This is a genomic window from Phycicoccus sp., from assembly GCF_035325325.1.
In the GTDB taxonomy this organism is placed as follows: domain Bacteria; phylum Actinomycetota; class Actinomycetes; order Actinomycetales; family Dermatophilaceae; genus Phycicoccus.
Genome location: NZ_DAOLAC010000010.1, coordinates 29503 through 51509 on the forward strand (window position 1 = coordinate 29503; position 22007 = coordinate 51509).

At 64.6% G+C, this 22007-nt stretch carries 8 protein-coding genes and 1 pseudogene; 4 read left to right on the plus strand and 5 right to left on the minus strand.

Annotation, left to right across the window (positions count from 1 at the left end):
- Positions 1-344: 344 nt before the first annotated feature.
- Entirely contained in the window at positions 345-2744 is a 2400-nt protein-coding gene (locus PKA89_RS08420; RefSeq protein WP_324418494.1) for a DEAD/DEAH box helicase, read from the minus strand.
- On the opposite strand from PKA89_RS08420, the gene PKA89_RS08425 reads away from it, so the two are divergent.
- The 3 genes from PKA89_RS08425 to PKA89_RS08435 all read left to right on the plus strand — a co-directional run bounded on the left by PKA89_RS08425 (position 2715) and on the right by PKA89_RS08435 (position 13211).
- On the plus strand, positions 2715-6524 hold the full coding sequence (locus tag PKA89_RS08425) for a helicase-related protein (protein WP_324418496.1): 3810 nt from the start codon (positions 2715-2717) through the stop codon (positions 6522-6524). The genes PKA89_RS08420 and PKA89_RS08425 overlap by 30 nt on opposite strands.
- A 560-nt stretch (positions 6525-7084) precedes the next feature.
- Complete coding sequence (locus PKA89_RS08430) at positions 7085-9853, plus strand: DUF1156 domain-containing protein (protein ID WP_324418498.1); 2769 nt, start codon at positions 7085-7087, stop codon at positions 9851-9853.
- Between the two features lies 1 nt (position 9854).
- Positions 9855-13211: a DUF499 domain-containing protein gene (locus PKA89_RS08435; protein ID WP_324418500.1), complete on the plus strand. Its 3357-nt coding sequence runs from the start codon at positions 9855-9857 to the stop codon at positions 13209-13211.
- Positions 13212-13632: 421 nt separating this feature from the next.
- Here the strand turns inward: PKA89_RS08435 and mobF are convergent, their stop codons facing one another.
- Positions 13633-17151: a MobF family relaxase gene (gene mobF / locus PKA89_RS08440; protein WP_324418501.1), complete on the minus strand. Its 3519-nt coding sequence runs from the start codon at positions 17149-17151 to the stop codon at positions 13633-13635.
- 548 nt (positions 17152-17699) lie between these two features.
- Here mobF and PKA89_RS08445 point away from each other — a divergent pair.
- Positions 17700-18868, plus strand: a pseudogene (locus PKA89_RS08445) (IS3 family transposase).
- Between the two features lie 73 nt (positions 18869-18941).
- Here PKA89_RS08445 and PKA89_RS08450 read toward each other — a convergent pair.
- The 3 genes from PKA89_RS08450 to PKA89_RS08460 form a co-directional block, all read right to left on the minus strand.
- Positions 18942-19601 carry a hypothetical protein gene (locus PKA89_RS08450; protein WP_324418502.1) on the minus strand — a complete coding sequence of 220 codons (660 nt, stop codon included), beginning with the start codon at positions 19599-19601 and terminating at the stop codon, positions 18942-18944.
- A gap of 84 nt (positions 19602-19685) precedes the next feature.
- Positions 19686-20219, minus strand: a complete 534-nt coding sequence (locus PKA89_RS08455; protein WP_324418601.1) for a sigma-70 family RNA polymerase sigma factor — start codon at positions 20217-20219, stop codon at positions 19686-19688.
- Between the two features lie 151 nt (positions 20220-20370).
- A complete protein-coding gene (locus PKA89_RS08460; RefSeq protein WP_324418503.1) occupies positions 20371-21726 on the minus strand; it encodes a hypothetical protein in 1356 nt (451 codons plus the stop codon).
- Between the last annotated feature and the right edge of the window lie 281 nt (positions 21727-22007).

Consider the following 22007-nt stretch of genomic DNA (forward strand, 5'->3'; position numbering starts at 1 on the left):
CTCGCGTTGGTACTCGGGATTGAGCTGGATGAGCTTCCGGTCGGGGTTGAAGCGGGAGACAGCGAACTCCTGGCGGTTGGTCTTTACGGTCGCTCAGGGTAGCCACGGTTCGTCCCCCTGTCAGACTTGTGCGGTCCGCTTGCTCCTGCGGCCTCGAGCGCAGCCAGTCGAGTGAGGCGAGCGCGGCTTCCAGGCATGGGGCCGACCGAGGGATCTGGCCGAAGGCATGCCTCTTGCGTGATACATGGACGGGGATCGTCATGCCGTCCTGGGACAGTTCGGCACAGATCGATTGGCTGAACCGCGGTGGCATGGTGCGCGCAGTCCCGGGGGCTGCGTGTGCTTCAGGTGCCTGGAGGCTGCTCGGTGCTGCGGAAAAGCCTCTCGCGCTCTGCGGCCACCACCTCGCGGGCCAGCTGAGCCTCAGAGACGTCGAAAGCCTCCGGTGCGCTGTCCGCGGTTTCGCTTACCCGTGCGAACTCTTCGAATAGCTCCCGCTTCCTGGCCAGGATCTCGGTAATGCGCTGGTCCACGCCCTCCTCGGAGAGCAGCCTGTGAACCTGCACTGTCTCCAGCTGCCCCATTCGGCGGGCACGGGCAATCGCCTGCCACTCGGTGGTCGGCTTGAGTTGCGGTTCGCAGATGACCACAACAGAGGCCGCCTGGATGTTCAGCCCGACTCCGCCCGCGACTATTTGAGACACCAGAACGGCACCCTTTCCAGCCGCGGAGAACCGATCGACCATGACCTGCCGAGCGGCCGCTGGCACGGAGCCGGTGAGGGGCCCGAAGACCTGCCCCCTCACTGAATGAGCGACCTGATTTAGCACCTGGCGGAAGTGAGAGAACACAATGACCCGTCGCCCGTTGGCTTCAGCCTCCTCCACGATCTGCACCAGGCGCTGCAGCTTCTCGGAGCGGGCGCCCGAGACCATCGCGGCTTGCCGCATCGCCATGAAGTTGCCCTCCGCGACGGCTTTCCGGTACTGGAAGGCGTCGTGGGAAGACATGGGAAGCCACTCCTCGACCTCGACGAGCTCAGGGAGCTCGGTCAGGACATCTTCTTGGTTGCGGCGCAAGTAAGCCGGGGCGACTTGGCGACGGAACCGGCTAGGTGTGAACTCGTTGGCGTCCACAACCAGGTCTGGGCGAAGGTAGCCGACCAACGTGCGGAACTCGTCAAGCCGGTTCTCCAAGGGTGTTCCGGTGAGCAAGAGGGTGCGTTCCGCACGGTCGATGATTCGTGCGGCACGCTCGGACCTCTTGGCGAGGGGGTTCTTGATGTAGTGGGCCTCATCGATCACGACGCAGCCCAGCTCGCTGTCGAGCAGTTGGGGCTCCAACCAGGCGAGGGTCTCGAACGTGGTGACGGCCACGCCGCCGCCTCGAAGCCAGCTACGCAAGCCGGACTCCCTAGTCGTTCCGTGTAAGCGATGGGCTTGCAGCGCAGACTTCGAATGCACCTCGCGGATCCAGTTAGTGACCACCGCGGCGGGACAGATCACTAGGGCATAGTGAGTGCCTTTCGCCCGGAGGTGAGTCATTACTGCCAGCGCTTCGATGGTCTTTCCTAGGCCCATCTCGTCACCGAGGATGACCTTGCGCTGGACGAGGGCGAACCGGGCTCCGAAGCTCTGGTAGCCGCGCAGTGAAGCCGAAAGGTGCTGGGTGTTCAGCTCCAGACGGCGCACGGCCTCAACGATGTGCTCTGGGAGGTCGCCGTGTGTCTTCTCCTCGTCTTCGGTTAGGAAGCCGAGTTCCGCCAGCATCGCGAAATAATCCGCTGGGCGCTGGAGGAAATCTTCCCAAGGGTCCTTCGGCCCGCCACCGGCACCGCTGCCGAGAATTGACCGTGCTCGCCGCTTGACGCATTCAATGGCTTCGTGAAACTCCGCGCTGGAGCCGCCGTCGGAAAGCAGCAGTAGGTGGGTCACGTTTTGGTCGAGCGCGCGCGCGAGGGGGGTGAGTGCGGCAGTCCAGGAGAGGTCTGTTGTTGCGCCCTTGGTCTTGCGCATGGCGTCCCACGCGCTGAGCCGCCGCAGCAGCTCTGTCGCCTCCCTTGAGCGGTCCTTGAGGTCTATGCGAACCGGCATCTCGTCGTACGTGGCTTGCCACAACGTCTGGGCCGCGCCCCTCATACGGATGGCTGTGGTGGCGCCGATGCCGGGGAGATGCTCGAGCCTGCCGCCTTGCTCCAGCACAGTTTTGACCGTGGTGATGCCGGCATCGGTCAGCGGGGCGATCCGCAGGCGGTCACGTGTGGCCTCCTTGAGCCTCTCCACCGGCATCTCGTGCATCAAGCGGTTGACGTCGTGGTGGCGGAGGGCCTCGCCGGCCTGCGTCGCCTCTGAGCGGAACTGGTCTTCTCGTCGTAGGGCCTGCTTGATCGTCTCCACCGCATCCTGCAGGTCGCCCAGAGCACCAACAGGCAGCGTCTCCTGCGTTCGACCCAGATCCTTGAGCCTGGGCGCCAACCCGACCCACCCACCCAGTGCGTCAACGACCGGGATCTCGTGTCGTGACGGGCCGGCGGTCGGCACGATCCGCTGGATCAGCCCAGGCAGGTCCGTCTGCAGAGCCCACTCACGGTAGGCGCGGAGGTATCGGGCTGACTGCTCAGCCGTCTCTCGCTTCCTGCCACCGGCGATGAACCGTCGTCCACCAATCGCGGACTTGCTGTCGGCCACAGCCTTCGCGGTCTCTCCCAGAAGACGATGCAGAAGCTCAGCCTCCGGGGCGGTCATCGGCGGAAGGTGAGCCATCCGTGCAATCAGACCGAGATATCCACCGTCGCCGTAGCGCAAGGGCAGCACACGCCACTGGATCTGGCCTTCATGACGCACGTGGACCAGGGCCCGGCGCAAATGCTCGACGGCGTCGGAGCCGGCGGCCTCCACCTTCGCCCGTGCGGACAGCGCAGCGCGCGCCTGCTCGACCCATGCACCTACTTCTTCGCCAACTGCGCGAAGCTCATGTCGTTCGATTCGTTCCATTGCGCCCGTCGGTCCCTTGGCTTGCTGAGAAGGTTAGTGGGGCTCCCGACGTCCGGGCCCACGGACAACCGTGTCGGCATCGGGGACTACGGTGGGCGGCTGTCGATCAGGGAGGTCATCGTGCTGCTGGAGCAAGTCAAGGCTGGGTTGCGCCTGGACGGGCTGATCCCGGGCGAGGTGATCACCGTCATCGCGGCTCAGTGGCACGGCACTGACGCCGTCGAGCTCACCTACAAGACGGCTTCCGGTGGCTTGGGACAGCAAGTGGTCTTCCGCAAGGATGAGAGCAAGTTGTCCGTCGCGCAGACCGGGAGCCGCGCGTTCGATGCGGATGCTGGGGACTTCAAGCTCGTCGCTGAGGCGCAGCGCATCACCTTGGCCGGCCTCTTCGACCCAATGCTCGCGGTCGCGACAAGCGACGTGCGGCCGTTGCCGCACCAGATCCGCGCGGTGTACGGGGAGCTATTGCCTCGCACGCCGCTACGTTTCCTGCTCGCCGATGACCCCGGAGCAGGCAAGACAATCATGGCCGGGCTATACATCAAGGAGCTCCTGCTCCGCGACGACGTCCAGCAGTGTCTTATTGTCGCTCCGGGGGGCCTAGTCGAGCAGTGGCAGGACGAGCTCTTCTTCAAGTTTGGCCTTCGGTTCGACCTCCTCAGCAACCAGCTGATCGACTCCAACGTCAACCTCAACGTATTCGACACCAACCCGCTTCTCATCGCGCGCATGGACCAGCTCTCACGAAACGAAGTTCTGCAGGCGCAGCTGCGAGAGACGGAATGGGACCTGATCATCGTGGATGAGGCCCACAGGATGGGCGCCCACTACTTCGGCGGCAAGCTCGAGAAGACCAAGCGGTTCCAGCTCGGTGAGTTGCTCGGCGAAATCACCCGACACCTTCTGCTGATGACCGCCACCCCACACTCTGGCAAGGAGGAAGACTTTCAGCTCTTCCTAACCCTGCTCGACCGGGACCGCTTCGAGGGCAAACGCACCAAGACCGCCGACACCACCGGGATTATGCGCCGAATGGTGAAGGAGGACCTGCTCACCTTCGAGGGGAAGAAGCTCTTCCCCGAACGGATCGCCGAAACCGTCCCTTACGAGCTGACCGCGCTCGAGTACGACCTCTACGAGGACGTCACTCGCTACGTTCGTGAAGGGATGAACCGCGCCGACAAAATCGGGGGCAAACGGAAGAACACTGTCGGCTTCGCCCTGACGGTCCTGCAACGACGCCTTGCCTCCAGCCCCGAAGCCATCTATCGCAGTCTCGTCCGGCGCTCAGAACGCCTGGAGCGCAAGAAGCAAGAAATCCTCGACGGCACCTACCGCGACACCGAACCCAGCATCGATCTGACCGAGCTCGACGACGACGAGTTCAACGCCGAAGAGATTGAAACAGTGGAGGAGGAGCTCCTCGACGCGGCCACCGCCGCTCAAACCGTGGAAGAACTCAGCGCCGAACTCCTCGAGCTCGCCGACCTCGTCCAGACCGCGAGGCGAGTTCGGGACGCCGGCACCGACAAGAAGTGGTCCGAACTCTCAACGATCCTTCAAGACCACGCCCTCACCGTCGACGCCGATGGCCATCCCCGCAAGTTCATCATCTTCACCGAGCACCGAGACACCCTGGAGTACCTACGCAGCAAGATTGCCTCGCTCCTCGGGCGCGCCGACGCGGTCAAGGCGATTCATGGCGGTGTGCGCCGAGGAGAACGCCGGCAGATCACCGAAGAGTTCACCAAGAACCACGACTGCCAGATCCTCCTGGCCACTGACGCTGCCGGGGAGGGCCTCAACCTGCAGGCGGCGCACCTGATGGTGAACTACGACCTGCCCTGGAACCCCAACCGCATCGAACAACGTTTCGGCCGCATTCACCGCATCGGCCAGGAGGAGGTCTGCCGCCTCTGGAACCTCGTCGCCTCCAACACCCGAGAAGGAGAGGTCTTCACACGCCTCCTAGAGAAGATCGAAGAGCAACGTAAAGCTTATGGCGGCAAGGTGTTTGACGTCTTGGGGGAAGCCTTCACAGAGGTCCCACTTCGCGATCTCTTGAAGGACGCCATCCAGTATGGAGACCGGCCCGAGGTGCGCGCCAAGATGCACGAAGTCATCGACGCCAGCGTGGGCGACGGTCTCAAGGAGATACTCGAAGAGCGTGCCCTCGCCTCCGAGCACCTCGCGGAGGCGGACCTTCAGGCACTACGCGCCGCCATGGACGAAGCCCGAGCCCGCCGCCTCCAGCCCCATTACATCGAACTCGCCTTCAAGGCCGCTTTCACACGTCTCGGCGGAAGAATCGCACGACGCGAACGCGGCCGCTACGAGATCTCCAACGTCCCCCAGCACGTACGCTCCTCCGGCACAGGGCCTATATCTACCAAGTACGACCGGGTCACCTTCGACCTAAGCCACGTTCAGCTGGGTGACCTCATACGCGCCGATCTCCTTGCACCAGGCCATCCCCTGCACGATGCAGTCATGGGCGAGGCCATCCGCAACTTCGGCGCCGCCCTTAACCATGGCACCGTCCTGGTCTCCGCCACCTTGGAAGAGCCCCAGCTTCTTGTCGGCGTCATCGAAGAGGTAGCCGACGCCACTGGTGGGACAGTCGCCCGTCGCTTCGGCTACGCCTACGTCGATAGCTTCGGCACCGTCAGCCCAGCCGGCCCGGCGCCCTATCTGGACTGCGTAGGAGCCCCACCTGGTCACGTTGTGGGCGCAGCGCGCAGCCTCGCTTGGCTGGGTGACGCCGAAGACAAGGCGATGAGCTGGATCATCGCTAACCAACTTCCGGAGTACCTAGCAGAGGTACAACCGCGTCGCCTCGCCGAGCTCACCAAGGCCCGTGAACTCGTCACAAAGCGTCTTAGCAACGAGAGCGAGCGACTCCTTCTCGACGCCGCGATCGCCTCGGAAAAGGAGCAGAAGGGTGAGAAGCCGAAGGAGTCCTCCGTTAACCTCAACCGCAAGGCGGTCGAACTTGACTCGCGGCTCCGCAAACGCCTGGCCCTCCTCGACCAACAGCAATTGATGTCGACCAAGCCGCCTCACATCGTGACGGCTGCTCTTGTGCTGCCCATCGGAATGCTCGAAGGCGAGATCCCTCCGACTGCGCCGATGCATGCCAAGGAGACCAAGGAGGTCGAACGACGCGGCGTCGATCTCGTCTTGGCACGCGAACGTGACGTCGGCCGCAACCCCGTCGAGCAGGCATTCAACAATCCCGGCTTCGACATCCTCTCGACCGACGCCAAGGGCGACACCTATCGCATCGAGGTCAAGGCCCGCATCGACGGAGCCACGGACTTCTTCGTCACCCACAACGAGGTCATGACAGGCAAGAACGCCGTCCCGCGTTACCGGCTGGCTCTGGTGCGCGTCGACCCACGCGGATCCCAGCACGACGAGGTCCGCTACCTTGACGACCCTTTCGCCACCACAGACCTAGGTGACTTCGACGCCACCGGAATCCGTGGTGACTGGGCTAAGTCCTGGGCTAGGGGAACGGCTCCATTCTGATGGGTGCATCCTCGGAGAAAACGCTTGTCGCCGTCCTGACGAATCCACCCGTTAGCGATGGCAAGCGGACGTTGAATCGTGTGGCCTTGGCGGCAGAGCTGTTGGGGTATGGAGAGGTCAGCGTTGCGAACCTGTTCGCTCTTCCTTCGCAGGCGACCCGCGCAATTGACGAGCTTGGGGCGACGGAGCTTGGATGGGTTGCAGCAAGGGATCGGCTGGTGACAAGTCTCTCTGTGGCCGACGGCGTGCTCCTCGCCTACGGCGCCACACCTCCGTCTGGCCCGGCACGACTGCACTTCCGCGATCAAGTCGCATGGCTGCAGAATCGCGTCGATGAGTTGTCCGTACCGACCTGGATCGTCGGAGACGGGCCGCGTCACCCGTCCCGCTGGCAGCGCTGGACCCACCGCGTACATCCCGATCTTGCTTTCCGGGACGCGCTTCGGCAGAGCCTCGCTCCGGTTCGACCTGATTCCGTCGGCGGCGCCGGTTAGGTTTGGACATGAAGCTTGGGGCGCATTTGCGCCGCTTGGTCATGCCTGGTGACGGGCAGAGGGGTCGTGGCAGTGCAGAAGCGCAAACTGATCGAGGTGGCCTTGCCGCTGGAAGCGATCAACCGGGAGTCTGCTCGGGAGAAATCGATTCGGCACGGCCATCCGTCGACGCTCCATCTCTGGTGGGCGAGACGTCCCCTCGCTACGGCTCGGGCGATGCTTTTCGCTCAACTCGTGGATGACCCGGTTAGTCACCCCGACAGATTCCCGACGGAGGATGAGCAGCGCCGCGAGCGAGAGCGCCTCCACAGGATCATCGAACGGCTGGTGGTTTGGGAGAACGTCCGTGACGAGAAACTGCTGGAGGAAGCCCGTCGGGAGATCTTGGATTCCACCGGCGGAAACCCGCCGCCTATCCTCGACCCGTTTGCCGGAGGCGGAACCATCCCGCTCGAAGCGCAACGGCTGGGGCTTGACTCGCGAGCGTCCGACTTGAATCCCGTTCCTGTCCTTATTAACAAGGCGCTCATTGAGATTCCCCCTAGGTTCGATAGTCAACCCCCGGTGTTTCCCGGCGTCGCCGAGTCGCAGATTCGAGTCTGGAACCGTGCCGAAGGACTGGCCGCTGATGTGCGGGCCTACGGCCAATGGATTCGCGAGGGAGCCGAGCGACGAATAGGCCATATGTACCCACGCGCGAAGCTAGTTGATGGGAGCACGGCCACAGTTATCGCCTGGATTTGGGCACGCACCGTCATCTGCCCCAACCCGGCGTGCGGGATTGAGATGCCTCTTGTTCGATCATGGTGGCTTGGAAAGAAGAAGGGAAAGGAAGCGTACGTTGTGCCCGTCATCATCGACGATGCGTCACACGCATCGGGGAAGACCGTCACCTTTCGTATCGGGCATGGCGTCGCGGGTGCCCCCAGACCTGGCACCGACGGGACGGTCATGCGGAATGACGCTGTGTGCATCTCGTGTCAAACGGTCATCTCAAAGGAGCACATCAAATCTGAAGGTTTCGCGTCACGTCTTGGGACGACGCTGATGGCTGTTGTGGCCGAGGGAAAGCGCCAGCGTCTGTACCTGCCGCCCACCGAAGAAGCGGTGGCAGCAGCAGACGTAAGTGCTCCGGATGACGTCCCAAGTGCCTCACTCTCCACCAACTCGCAGTACATGGGAGCGCCCCTTTACGGGTTGACGACTCTGGCCCATCTATTCACTAATCGTCAGTTGGTTGCCCTTACAACTCTGAGCGACTTGGCGGCCGAGGTTCGATCGCAAGTCCTGAGGCACGGTGGAGCGGCGGACTACGCCGATGCTGTCACCACGTACCTTGGGCTGGCGGTAAGCCGCGGGGCCGATCGCCAGTCAGCGCTTTGTTCATGGGATTCCAGTCCGTCCAAAGAGCAAGTGCGGGGTGTATTTGCCCGTCAGGCAATGTCGATGACGTGGGATATCGCAGAGGCGAATCCGTTTGCAAGTTCAAGCGGAACATGGTCGGAGAGCGTGGAGTGGGTGGCGAAGGTTCTCGATTATCTGCCGGGTCGGGGGCTTGGACGAGTATCTCAAGCGAGCGCCACTGATGCCGACATGACCGGGGTTGTCTTGAGCACCGATCCGCCGTACTACGACAATGTTCCGTACGCCGACCTGTCTGATTTCTTCTATGGATGGTTGCGTCGCACACTACGCGCCGCTCAGCCAGCCCTGCTTGGCACGATTACGGTGCCGAAGGCGGAAGAGCTAGTCGCCAATCCGGTTCGGCAGGGGGGGAAGGACGGAGCTCGTCAATTTTTCGAGGATGGTTTCTACCAAGTTTTCGAGCGTGCACAGAGGCTGACGTCGGACGAATACCCAATGGCCGTGTACTACGCGTTCAAGCAAAGCGAGGGGGACGAGGCCGGTGAAGCATCGACGGGTTGGGAAACGCTCCTTGAAGGAATGATCCGATCCGGTTGGATGATCACGGCCACATGGCCGAGTCGAAGTGAACTCGCGAACCGGATGCGAAGCGTCGGCTCTAACGCCCTGGCATCCTCGATTGTGCTCGCGCTGCGCAAACGTGCATCCGGCGCGCCACCCACTGATAGAAGAAGCTTCATCGGCGCTCTAGAGGCAGAACTGCCGAGCGCGCTCCGCAAACTTCAGCAGGGTCAAATCGCGCCCGTAGATCTCCCCCAGGCAGCGATTGGACCAGGCATGGCTGTGTTCAGCCGCTACTCCGCAGTTCTTGAGCCTGACGGATCGAAAATGAGTGTGCGGTCCGCCCTGGCTCGGATCAACGAAATTCTCGACGAGGTGATCAACGAGCAGGAAGGTGACTTCGACGCCGCATCGCGATTCGCGATCGCTTGGTACCGGCAGCACGGCTACGACGTTGGCGCATTCGGTGACGCCAACAGCCTCGCGAACGCGCGCAACACGAGTGTGGACGTGATGGATCGCGATGGCATCCTCACGAGTCGCGCCGGCAAGGTGCAGCTCATCAAGCCGACCGATCTGAGTTGGGATTACAGCCCTGTTGCCGACCCCCATACAAGCAACTGGGAAGCGCTGCACCATCTGGTCAAGGTGTTGGAGCGAGACGGCATTGCGCCCGCAGGGGACTTCCTCCACGCTGCGCTAGGGCGCCCTGACGGCGCGGTGGATGCCGACCTTGTGAAGGAACTGGGCCATCTGTTGTTCCGCGTTGCTGAGGGCAACGGCTGGGCCAGGGATGCACTCTCCTTCAACAGCCTCGTGACGAGCTGGCCAGAGATCATCGAGGTCGCGCGGTCCGTAAGAAGGCCCTCGCAGAAGCAGGGCGCGTTCGAGTTTGACGAGGACGAGTGACATGGCAGCAAGTAACCGCGACCGCGTCGGCAAGCTGTTCGAAGTCATCGCCCCGGCACTTGACGATTACATCTCATCAGTGATCGGCGCCGTCGACCCGTCGGCTGGTGCGAACTGGGTCCAGCTCGTTGGGGCGAAGGATGGTCACGCTGGCAAGGTCTATGATCCGCTGGACCCCCAGGTCCAGCTCCGCATGCTGACGGAGTCCTCGATCACCACGAACGTGAAGCCGCGGTGGTACCCGTTCTCCGACACGCTAGGACGGGTAGGCGAGGCGTTCGCCACTGAGCTGAAGAACGCCCGCAACACCTGGGCACACAATGGCTCGTTCACCGACGACGACGCGTACCGCGCGCTCGACACGGCGGAGCGCCTCATGACTCTGTTGGGGCGGCCTTCTGAGGCGGACCAGGTGAAGTCGATCCGCCTGAACCTCCGGCGAGTGACCGCGGACCGGGACGACAAGAAGGTTCTAAAGGCTGCGGTTGACAATCCTGAGGCGGCGGGTGGCCTCAAGCCATGGCGGGAGGTGCTTCAGCCTCACGACGATGTTGCCACCGGCAACTTCCATGCTTCAGAGTTTGCTGCCGACCTCTATAAGGTGGCCACCGGCGGCGAGGTCGACGCGGATTACGCTGATCCCGTTGAGTTCTTCAAGCGCACGTATTTGACCGAAGGTCTGAGCGACCTGATCGGCCGTGCGGTTCGGCGTCTGTCGGGTGACGACAACGCGTCACCGGTCATCAACCTTCAGACCAACTTCGGTGGCGGTAAGACACACTCGATGCTGTCGCTGTGGCACGTCGCCGCTGGCTTGCCGGTGGGCGACTTCCCTCAGGAGACGCAAGAACTGCTCGTCGCCAGCGGCTACCGGGGCGCCAAGGTCAACCGCGTCGCCATTGTCGGCAACCACTTCAGCCCCTCCGGCGTGGTGAAGGACGACGGTACCCACGTGAACACGATCTGGGGCGAGCTCGCCTGGCAACTCGGCGGTCCCGAGGCATACGCGCTTGTTGCGAAGGCCGACGGTGACCGAACTCACCCCGGTGATGCACTCCACGAGGTCTTGGCGAAGTACGCGCCGGCCGTGATCCTGATCGATGAGTGGGTCGCATACGCGCGCTCCCTTGTCGGGCGTGACGACTTGGCCGGCGGCACGTTTGATGACCAGTTCACCTTCGCGCAATCGTTGACCGAGGCATGCAAGGGCACCCCTGGGGTCTTGCTAGCCATCTCTATCCCGGCCTCGGAGAGTGGCGACGACGCGGAGATCGCAATCGGTAACGCCGAGGAAGTCGGCGGGGCTCACGGGCTTGAGGCGCTCAAGCGGCTCCAGAACGTGGTGCGTCGCGTGGCGGATCAGTGGCGCCCGGCGTCGTCCGACGAGGCGTACCACATCGTCAAGCAGCGTCTGTTCAAGCAGCCCGATGCGGCAGGATTGGCGTCCATCGGAGCAACCGCCAGGGCGTATGTCGAGATGTATCGCAAGTACACCGACGACTTCCCGCGGGAGGTTCGCGACGCGGCGTATGAGGACCGCATCAAGCGGACCTACCCGATCCACCCCGAGCTGTTCGACACCCTTTATGAGGAGTGGTCGTCGCTCGAGCGTTTCCAACGCACCCGTGGTGTTCTGCGCCTGATGAGCACCGTGATCCACGCGCTCTGGACGGGCGAGGATGCCTCGCCGTTGATCATGCCCGGCTCGATCCCGCTCGCCACCGCGAATGTGAATGCGGAATTGACGCAGTACCTCCAGGATTCGTGGAAGACGATCATCGACGCTGATGTCGACGGACCCAACTCTGAGCCCGGTCGGATCGATAGGGAGAAGCCGCTGTTTGGTCAGCGGGCTCTCACCAAGCGACTCGCCCGGACGGTGTTCTTCGGTGCTGCCCCGACGATCGCGCCGGGCTCGACACACAAGGGAATCGGCACCCAGCGCGTGTTCCTCGGTACTGCGGTCCCCGGTGACGTGCCGGGTAACTTTCACGCCGCTCTGACGCAGCTTGGCGACCGGGCGACGTACTTCTACTCCGGCTCGGGCAAGTATTGGTATGACCTTCAGCCCAACATCACCCGGACCGCCAAGGATCAGGCCGAGCGCCTCCATAAGGAGGACGTGTGGGCTGAGATCGTAAGACGTCTCCAGAGCCAGAGCCGCACGCTTGGCGACTTCGCCGGCGTCCATGTCTGTCCGGAGTCGAACGCCGACATTCCTGACACCGACGAGGCGCGGCTGGTGATCCTGCACCCAAAGGTGGCTCACAAGGGCAAGACTGAGTCGGAGGCCAAGGCATTCGCGCAGAAGGCGACCGAACAGCGTGGCAGCGCCAACAGGACAAACCGCAACACGGTCCTGTACCTCGCCGCCGACGAGGCCAGACTTGAGGAGCTCGACGCCGCGACTCGTGACTATCTCGGCTGGACCCACGTCCTCGCCAACCAGGCCGACCTCGACCTGACGCAGAACCAGAAAAACCAGGCCGCGCAGCGCCAGGCGCAAGCTGACCAGACCGTCACCGCGCGTCTGTTGCAGAGCTTCACCTGGGCGCTAGTCCCCACGCAGCCGGACCCGGGGGCGCCGTTCCTGATTCGCGAAACCAAGGTCGAGGGTCAGTCACAATCGCTCGCAGAGCGGGTGTCGAGGCGTTTGGGCAATGACGGTGACCTCTCAACCCGGCAGGCCGCTGCAACCATCCGGTTGGCCATCAACAAGGTGCCCCAGATCTGGAAGGACGGCCACGTCACACTTGGCGCGCTTTGGGGCCTGTACAGCCAGTACCCGTACATGCCGCGCCTGCGAGACAGAAAGGTTCTCAACGAGGGCATCGTCGACTTGCCGATGATATGGGTGACCGACGCGTTCGCCCTCGCCGCCGGGTATGACGAAGCCGCCGGCCGCTACATCGGGCTGTGGACTCCCGAGGACAAGGGTCCCGCACCGGTTGCCAGCGACACGCTCCTCGTCGTGCGCCCTGATGTCGCGACGACACAGCGTGAAGCCGAGTCCGAGCCAAAGGTCTCGTCCGAAGAGCAACTCGCCGCCCTCGTCGAGCAGCACCTTGGACCCACGACGCTCGACCCGTCAGCCCCCAAGGTCGATGTCGTATTCGTAAAGCCAAAAACCCGCTTCTACGGAGTGAAGACCCTTAACTCCGACAAGATCGCGCTGGACTTCAAGAACATGGCCGACGAGGTCATCGCCAACCTGCGGGCCGCCGATGGCACCAAGCTGACCGTGCGCATTGAGATCGAGGCCACCAACACAACCGGCTTTGAGGACGGCGAGGTCCGCACGGTGTTGGAGAACGCCCGCACCCTTCGGTTCGATCAGTTTGGCTTCGAGGAAAGTTGATCGACTGCCGCAGCACCGATGACCAGAAGTGTGCTGGTTCTTCGGATCAATCCAGGGCGATCGCCCCGCAATGGAGTCAAGGCGGAGGTGCGTTGGCGGTGGTTGCGTGACACAGTGCCTTCCGGATGGAGCCCGGCCAGCAACTCTGGGGTTGATCTGAGCGCGCCCACCGCCGGAGGCATACGAGCCCAGATGTGGTGGAGTGTAGGGCGTGGTTCCCCGTGCCTAAGGGCCAGCGCGCCCTGACCGTTGATGTGCTTTTGATGCTGTGAGCACGTGGCGGCCGAGGACGGCGCCAGCGCTGGCCGCAGGCCCGGCCGAGAGCGGCGAGGCTCCAAATTCATTGGCGATGCTGTCGGCAACTAGGCCATTGGCATTCGTCGCGTTTGCGACCGTGTCGCCGGTGACTTTCGCATGCCGATCATCTGGAGGCAGATTGGATTGCAGGCCGATACCGAGCCGGCGGTCGCGCACGATCCTGGTCATATTGACCCGCTCGTAACCTGCGGTCGAGTTCGGCTGGAGGCTCTGCTCGTTGGTCCACGGCAACCTCAAGCTCATTGATGACAGAGATGATGCGGTTGAGGTAGGGGCCGCATTTCGGGTGTTCACGTAACGAGTCAGGTGTGGCGGGTAGCCAAGACCGGATGCCGACCCAGGTGGGCGGCGGGCCGGACCTCGCGACATGCTGAGCCAGCGCAGCGGCGGGGTCTTCAGCGGCGTCGAGTTCGCCCTCGTTAAGCCACCACGCCGCCTGATCTACGACCTCGCCGGGGGATTCGCCGTCGACCCATCGGAGCGCGATCTGGCCGCGGAGCGCTACGTAGCCCGGCTGGTTGGTCAGGTCGGGCATCCAACGCTCGAGCGCCGCGTCGAGGGCGCGGATCTTCGAGTCACCGAGGAGGTGCTCGGCGAGCAAGGGCAGTGCATCCTCGTACTGCTGAATGGCCCGCCCCAGCTCGCGGGCCGGGTCAGCTGCCATCGCCCGCGTGGCGGATTCAGCGCGGTCGTCTCGTTCAAGGATCCGGGTGAGCACCTCGCGGGGGCCGTGGTCGACCGGCAGCTCGAGGGCGAACCCATCGGGGGCTGGCTCGTCATCCGACAAGTAGAGGTGGTTCTCGTGCCGTCCCCTGGAGAGCGCAACATAGAGCCCTTGTCGACTCTCAGCACCCGTGACCACGGTGTGTGTCGTGTCGACGGTGGCGCCCTGTGCGCCGTGGATGGTGCTGGCGTACCCCAGCTGCACGTGTTGCACGACGTAATCGGCGGGCAGCCTGAGGGTCGGCCCCAGCCTGCGAACCTGCTGACCCGCACGCGCCACGTGGAGGTCGCCGTTGCGGTCGATGCCTCGGACGACCCACCGGTCCCCGTTCTTCACCCACGACCCGTCGCGGCCGCGAAGGGAGCGGTCGTTGTGCCGCGTGATCACCACGTCGCCGGCCCTGGCTCGGGTGCCGTCGGCAAACACGACCTCCCGACCCGGACGGACCGGCCACGCTCCGAGCCGGTCACCGCGAGCCAGTTCGTTCAGCCCGCGGACCGTGTCGCGGCTGGCCGCCAGCAGCAGGCTCGACCTCCCGGCGGCAAGGTCGGCTCGCCAAGCTTGGAATGCCTGATCGACGGCGGCACCAGCCCCACCCACGTGGACGCGCCCCTTCGAGAGGTAGTGCTCCAGCGCGGCGGAGTCGCCGCTGCGGATGCCGAGTGTCGCGGCAGCCTCCTCCGCGTCGGAGAAGCGGTGGAGCTCCGTGAGCCGAACCGTCGTCCCCAGCGCAGAGCCCTGCTCGGCCAGGTCGCGGAAGACGCCGCTCGCGGCGACCGCAGTCAGCTGCTGGTCGTCTCCCACCAGACGGACGCTGCCTCCTCCCTCGAGAACACGATCAACCACGGCAGCGAGGTCCTTGGTCCCCACCATCCCCGCCTCGTCGATGACGACGAGAGTGCGCGGGCCGATGTGCGGGAAGGCCGCAACCCGGCCGTCGCTCACGGCGGCTGCCGCGGTGTGGAGGAACTTGGCGACGGTCTCGGCGAGCGTGGTGATTGCTTCGCCGAGCTCATCCGCTGCGACCGCCGTGGGCGCGAGTCCGATGACGTTCCCGCCCCCACTGCGCCAGGCCATGGCGAGGGTGGCCATCGCCGTGGTCTTGCCGCTCCCGGCTGGTGCCAGAGCGACCTGCACCCTGGCCCCGCTTGTGGCGAGAGCGCTGACCAGTTCGGCCTGACCAGTGTCGAGTCCAGCGCTCGCCGCCGCACCCCGCCGGACCGCGAGGTCTACGAAGAACTCGGGGATGACGTACCCGTTTGTCCGTTCAGCGGCCTCGAGGAGGCGTCGCTCTGCCTCGAGGATCGATGCCGAGGTGTAGGTCCGACTCCCGTGGACCGTGTAGACCGATGCGCCGTCGAGTCGGCGGAGGAACTCGGGCTCGCCGAGGTCACGGCCGGCACCCTCAGGCAGGGACAAACCTTGCGTCACCCGATCGACGACGTCCCGAACCGTCTCGTCGAGGGACGGGAGTGGGATGCCCGCGTACCTGGCCTGACGGAGAGCCTCGGCCTGGACGTGCCACACCTGCCAGGTCGACCGGGACGACTCGAGGACGTCGACCACGCGCCTGGCGAGTTCCTCCGCGGTTTCGTCCCTCCCCCCTTTCAAGCCTCCGTCCACGTCGCGGCCGATCACGGTCGCGAGCACGGCCGTAACGGCAGAGGACCGAGCGTTGTCCCCGGCACCCAGGACGGCGTCCGCCTGTGTGCGCCACTCTTCGCGCTGCTCGCGCAGGCTTCGCGGCTCGTGCTTGTTGGGGCGTGTCTCGAGGTTGGCCTGCTGGGCCAGGGCGAGGGACTCAATCCGGGTCGGCGCACGGCCGTGGTCGGCCTGGAACGAGGCCGCGAGCTGGTGCTGACGCCTTGTGATGTCGCTACGTCGAGAGGACCACTGCTCAAGGAGCCGCGTGTCGATGCCCTCGATCTCGCGCACGGGGCGGCGTCCCTGGGAGGAGGGACGTTCGGTGAACCGGACGCCGAGCCGCTCGGTGAGCTCGGCCTCGAGCCGAGTGTTGTAGTGCTCGGAGGCCATGACCTTGGCCTTAAAGACCATCCGGCCGTCAAGGGTAAGCCACTTGGCTCCTTCGTCCGGCAGGGTCTGCACCTTGTTGGAGATCACGACGTGCGTGTGCAGGTCGGGGTCCCCGGCACGCGAGTCGCGGTGGTCGAACGCGGCAGCGACGAGCCCGGTGACCGGGACCTGCCGGATGCCGCCCTTGCCGACGCGGGTGAAGGCGACCTCCCGCTCGAGCAGGCCGATCGTCGCCCGAACCGCCGCCTCGTGCGCGGCCTCGACCTCGCGGGCCACTTCAGGCGCGGCGAGTGCCCAGAGTGCCGACACTGACTTCACCGGGCTGAAGGTCAGGTCGTAGCCGGCGACCGGGGTCTGCGCCGGCTTCGACGCGGATGCGACGAACCCGGTCAGCTCGGTGTCGTCATGCGGGGCGCGGCCGTGCTTCCGGGCGAAGGCGTTAGTGATGACGTCGGTGCGAATGAGGGCCCGCTCCTCGATCGGGATGGGTGCATTCCACGCGCGTCCTCCCCAGGTATTGTGCGCGCTGAAGGCAGTGGCGATCTCCTGACGAAGAGTGGTCGCCTCGAAGGTCGGGAAGGGCCGGCCGAGGGCGCCCCACCCGCGCGCGACGGCATCCGGCTCCTGGGAGCGCGGGTGCCAGCCCTGCCCGAAGAGGAGCTTCATCTGCTCCTCGGTGACGACGTCTCCGTCGGCGAGGTCGAGGCCGGCGAGGCCGCTGCCCATCCAGCGGCCCGGCGACTCGCCCTTCTCCTCGTAGTAGGCGGCCAGCCCGAGCTGGCCCCGCTCGGTGGCGTCGTGGGCAGCGACCTGCTGCGTCAGGTAGGTGTACCCGCTGCCGGCCGCGAGTTTGTGGAGTGTCATCACACCCACCTATGCCGGCACGCGAGGCCCTGGGGACAGGCGAGGTTCACGAAGTGCACCAGGTGTGTCCTCGGATTGCCTGGTCCGACGCCGAGGACAGCAATGGCGGAAGGCCTCTCGTGCGCCTGAGATTGGGGCGGCTGGCATCTCAACTTGAGCGGCGGTGGGTCGTGCTGTCGACGGCTTCGTCGTCGCGGGCCGGGTTCCCGCTTTCCAGTGGGAGGGCGCAGAGGTCGTCCCAGACGAGGGGTCAATCATTGCCACCGTTGCGAAGGATGCCGCGCTTCCGATCCTCCGGCGGAAGTCGCCCATCGGCTGGCATGAATCGCGGCTGATTTGCCGAGGCAATCTCGTGCCCGATGCATCGCAGCCCTTGGTTCGCTGGGCGCATCCCGCACTTGGGAAGTGCTGCAAATCGCGGGCAGTGGAAATCTCAGCGCCTGCGCTAGATGTGAAAGGCGCCATCCCCCACACAAGGACGGGACTGCTGAAGGTTCGGTTGACACCTGATCTGTGGGGCCGGGAGGTCCCGCTGGAAGGATGTCGACATGCCTGCACCCCATCCGAAGGAGTTCCGTGACGACGTGGTCGCGGTCGCCCGCAAGGGCGAGGCTCCGATCGCGAAGCTGGCCGCGGACTTCGGGATCTCCGAGTCGTGCCTGCGCAACTGGCTGCGCCAGGCCGACGTCGAGGACGGCGTCCGTCCCGGCACCACGGCGGCTGAGAACGCCGAGTTGAAGGAGGCCCGGCGCAAGATCCGGCTCTTGGAGCAGGAGAACGAGGTCCTGCGCCGGGCCGCGGCGTACTTGTCGCAGGCGAATCTGAGGCTGGGTCAGTCCCCAAAATGACCTACCCGCTGGTCCTGGACCTTGCCGCCGACGGCATCCCCGTCGCGGTGACCTGCGGGCTGCTGGGGTTCTCCCGGCAGGCGTTCTACTCCTGGAAGGCGCACCCGGTCAGCGAGCGGGACCTGGTCGACGCCTACGCCACAAACGCCGCCGTCGAAGTGCACCGCGACGACCCGGGGTTCGGGTACCGGTTCATCGCCGACGAGCTGACCGACGCCGGCCACACGGTCTCGGAGCGGCGGGTGTGGAAGGTCTGCTCCCAGGCCGGGATCGTCTCCGCCCACGCAAGAAAGCGTGGCCGGTCCAAGAAGCCAGGACCACCGGTCCACGACGACCTCGTCGAGCGGAACTTCACCGCGCCCGGCCCGAACATGGTGTGGCTGACCGACATCACCGAACACCCCACCGGTGAGGGCAAGCTGTACCTGTGCGCGGTCAAGGACGTCTGGTCCCGCCGGATCGTGGGCTACTCGATCGACTCTCGGATGACCAGCCACCTCGCGGTCGACGCTCTCGAGATGGCCATCGCCCGCCGCGGCCGTGACCAGGTGGCCGGGTGCGTGGTCCACGCCGACAGGGGCAGCCAATTCCGCTCCCGACCCTACGTCGCCGCGCTACACCGCCACGGGCTACGCGGGTCGATGGGCCGGGTCGCCTCCTCGGCGGACAACGCCGCCATGGAGTCGTTCTTCTCCCTGCTTCAAAAGAACGTCCTGAACGCCCGCCGCTGGGAGACCCGCGACCAGCTCCGCCTCGCGATCGTCACCTGGACCGAGCGCACCTACCACCGCCGACGCCGGCAACGCGCCCTCGGCAAGCTCACCCCGATCGAGTTTGAGACCATCAACCAAGCCGCTCACGCGGCCTGAAACACCACACCGGAAGTGACAACCAGACCTTCAGCAGTCCCGACTGTGCAGTTGGCGTGTCAACGACGCCGACTCACGTTGAGTCGGTATCTGGATCGACGTTGCCGCTGAGCTTCTCCAACTCTGCTTCGAACGCTGTGATGAACTCGTCCAAATCGTGCACGGGCACTTTCGAGACGGCTTCCTGCGTTCCGCCGGCGTACACCCTCTGCCCCTCTGCAGGTTTCAACGACCGCCTCAATGCAGTGCGAGCTTCGTCCTCGGGCACGCGAATGGCGTGCACCCACTGAGCCAACGTTTGGGCAGGAAGATTGGTGAGGGGGAGACTGCCGCTCTCCAGGTCTCGCAGATCCCTCGCAGAGGTGCCAAGTGTATTAGCCAAATCGTCCAAGCTGGTGCTGCGCCCGGTGCGCTGCTGCCGCAGTACGGCTGGCAGCGGTCCCTCCTTGAGGGTGCGTCGAGCCGCGACGGCGCGTTCCGCTGTCGCGACCACACGCTGACGGACGGACGGTTCAAGGACGTCTCCGCGACCGAGGAGGATGTCGACCGCAGCGAGCACGGACGTGGAGAAGGCGCCGTTGTCAACGTCAGAAAGGGCCAGTAGGAGTTCGGAGGTCTCCTCCTCGGCGAGGGTGTCAGGGCCCGCATCCTCATTGACGGCGAGCTCCTGCAGCAGGGCGCGCGCTCTCTCCAGAGTGTCCGGGTCGGTAAACGTGCGCTGTTCGTGCTTCATGGTGTCGCTCCTTTCAGAGATGGAATGGCGAAGGGCCGACAGGCGGACTGTCGGCCGAGGTGCTGTACGTGGACGCTGATCACGTCAGGTAGACATGGCGTCACGCAGGCGGGAGGTGATGCGGCTCAGCCGCTTTCGGACGGCATCGTCGGAGATGCCCGTCAGGTGCGCGATCTCTTTGCTCGGCAACTGTTCGAAGTACCGAAGTCGCACAAGCAACTGGTCAGCGTCGCCCAGGTCCGCGATCGCTTCATTCAGTTGTCTGGTCTGTGGGTGTGGGCGCGGGTGTTCTGCCAGCATCGGCGGCGCCTGTAGGGGCAGATCATCGGACGGCCTGACGTCTCGAGCCGCCGTTGACCGGCGCCAGTCCAGGAGGGTGTAGCGCACGAACCCCCGAAGCCATCCTTGGAACGTTCCCCTAGTTGGGTCGAAGTTGTCGATCTTGCGGACGGCGCGTTCGACGGCGAGTTCACAGATGCATTCGCGGTCAGCGTCGGACAGGTCGTGGGTGATGGAGCGGGCATATGACAGCATGCGAGGGGCGTACATACTGACCAAGAAGGTCCCCGCGTGAGGCTGCCCTTCGCGGGCTGCCTCGATGAGTTCTGCCTCGTCCATGTTGCCCACCTTCCTGACGGTGGCGCCCGCGCCGTCTGCTGCAGCTCGATTCAGCCTTAATTGGACGAAAGCGAGCTTGTGATCGTCGTTCCTCACCATGATTCGTTTCCGTGTGACAGGGGTGGGCCTGGGAACGAGAGCGGCTTGTTGCTCATGTCGGTGTCCCGGACGCGGAAGACCAAGGAGATTGAGGGGTCAGATCGTCCCTGCGGCGAGTGCTATCGCGGTCCGGATCCCAAGCGGTGAGAGTCGAAGGGGTGCGGACCAACAGAGCCCGCAGATCCCTTGGATGGTCGGTGGCATCGATGACTGCGTCGGCGACCACACAGGGCAACTTTTGGCGCCGGAGGTCGCGGTCCACCACCTCCACGATCCAGACCCATCGAGATAGTTGAGTCCGACGGTAGATCGACGCGACCGGTTCTTCGATTCCTCGGTCCGCCAAGGCCATCTTGAATCGGTTCGACGGGTGGACGGACGATCGCCACGAGAGACGCCCCACCGCAAGACCCTGCAGCACGTCACGCGCTTGGCTGCTGGCATCTTCCTCGAGGCGGGCCTGCAGCCAAGTCTGTCCAATCGCTTCGGCCTCTTCGCCGGGAAGGTAGACCTTCGCGGGCAAGGGAACTAACAGGTATTCCCAAGGGGCGTACACATCCAGGTTGTATTCCTCTACTCGGCGGTAGGGGCCCTCTTCGTCGTCATGGCGGTAGAACACTATGCGTTCATCGAAGCCATCGCCCTCACGGCGGTAGCCGACGAGAACCCAAGCGTGTTCACCTCCGACTGCGATGACGGGTAACGATGAGTTGAGATACCGGCAAGCGACCCGTAGAAGAGTCTCCCCGGCGGGTAGGTCGTCGACCTTGTAAACCAACGGGGGAAGCCCGAGACTCTCGCTCGCCCCAGACATTTGGAACACATCCAACCCTTGGCTTGGAACACTCCTGCCCAGCCCCAGCTCAGGGGTTGCGCTCGTTATGTCTCCAGGGAGGGCGCGGGGCGCGCCGAACTGGCGGTGGTGGTGGTATGCCGTGGTCCAGAGGGTCGCGTGGGCGCAACGAAGAAGCATGGCATCTTGGGCCATGAATCCGGTGCCACGCACGCTCAGCTCCTCTCCTAGGAGGTTGACCTGGTCCGTGGCTTGGCACGTGATTGCTAGGTCGTCGTCGGGCAGCGCCTGCAGAAACACGCGCCCAACGGGCGCGGCTGGAACAGGTCGGAGAACGACGTAGCCAAGGAAACCGAGATCGGCCAGCCCGGCGAGGCCATCCACGCCAAAGGCCTCCGCAGGGATCCTGTCTTGAAAGAAGTGCAATCGGTGCGTCACCGAGGGGTACCGACGGAAGGTGCCTGCGTACAGATTCGAGTGCTCGCTCCGCCAGTCGGGATCGATATACCTGTACTCCAGCACAGCCCCTTGGGCACCCAGCTGATAGGCATGGCCGAGGACAGTGCGAAGCACGTCCGGATTGCGGGCACCGTACCTGTCGAGCAGCCACGCCATGGCGCTTGGGTTCCCATAGTCGAGGACCACGGCGGGCTCGGGCCGGGACCATTCATCGAAGCGCAACGCGGCCCGATCCCACTACCCGACGAAAGTTTGCCGGCTGGCCGCCCTAGCGCGGAGCCGGGCGGATGCGATCTCCTCGATTCGTTCGACGAGCCGACGCGCTTGCTCTCGGCCCAGCTGTCGTGCGGGGGACTCCGCAGCCCCCCCAAAGGTCGATGCCCCCATGCCCGTCTCGACCTCTGTGACGAAGCCCGGGCGGTCCGCGGTGTCGCTCA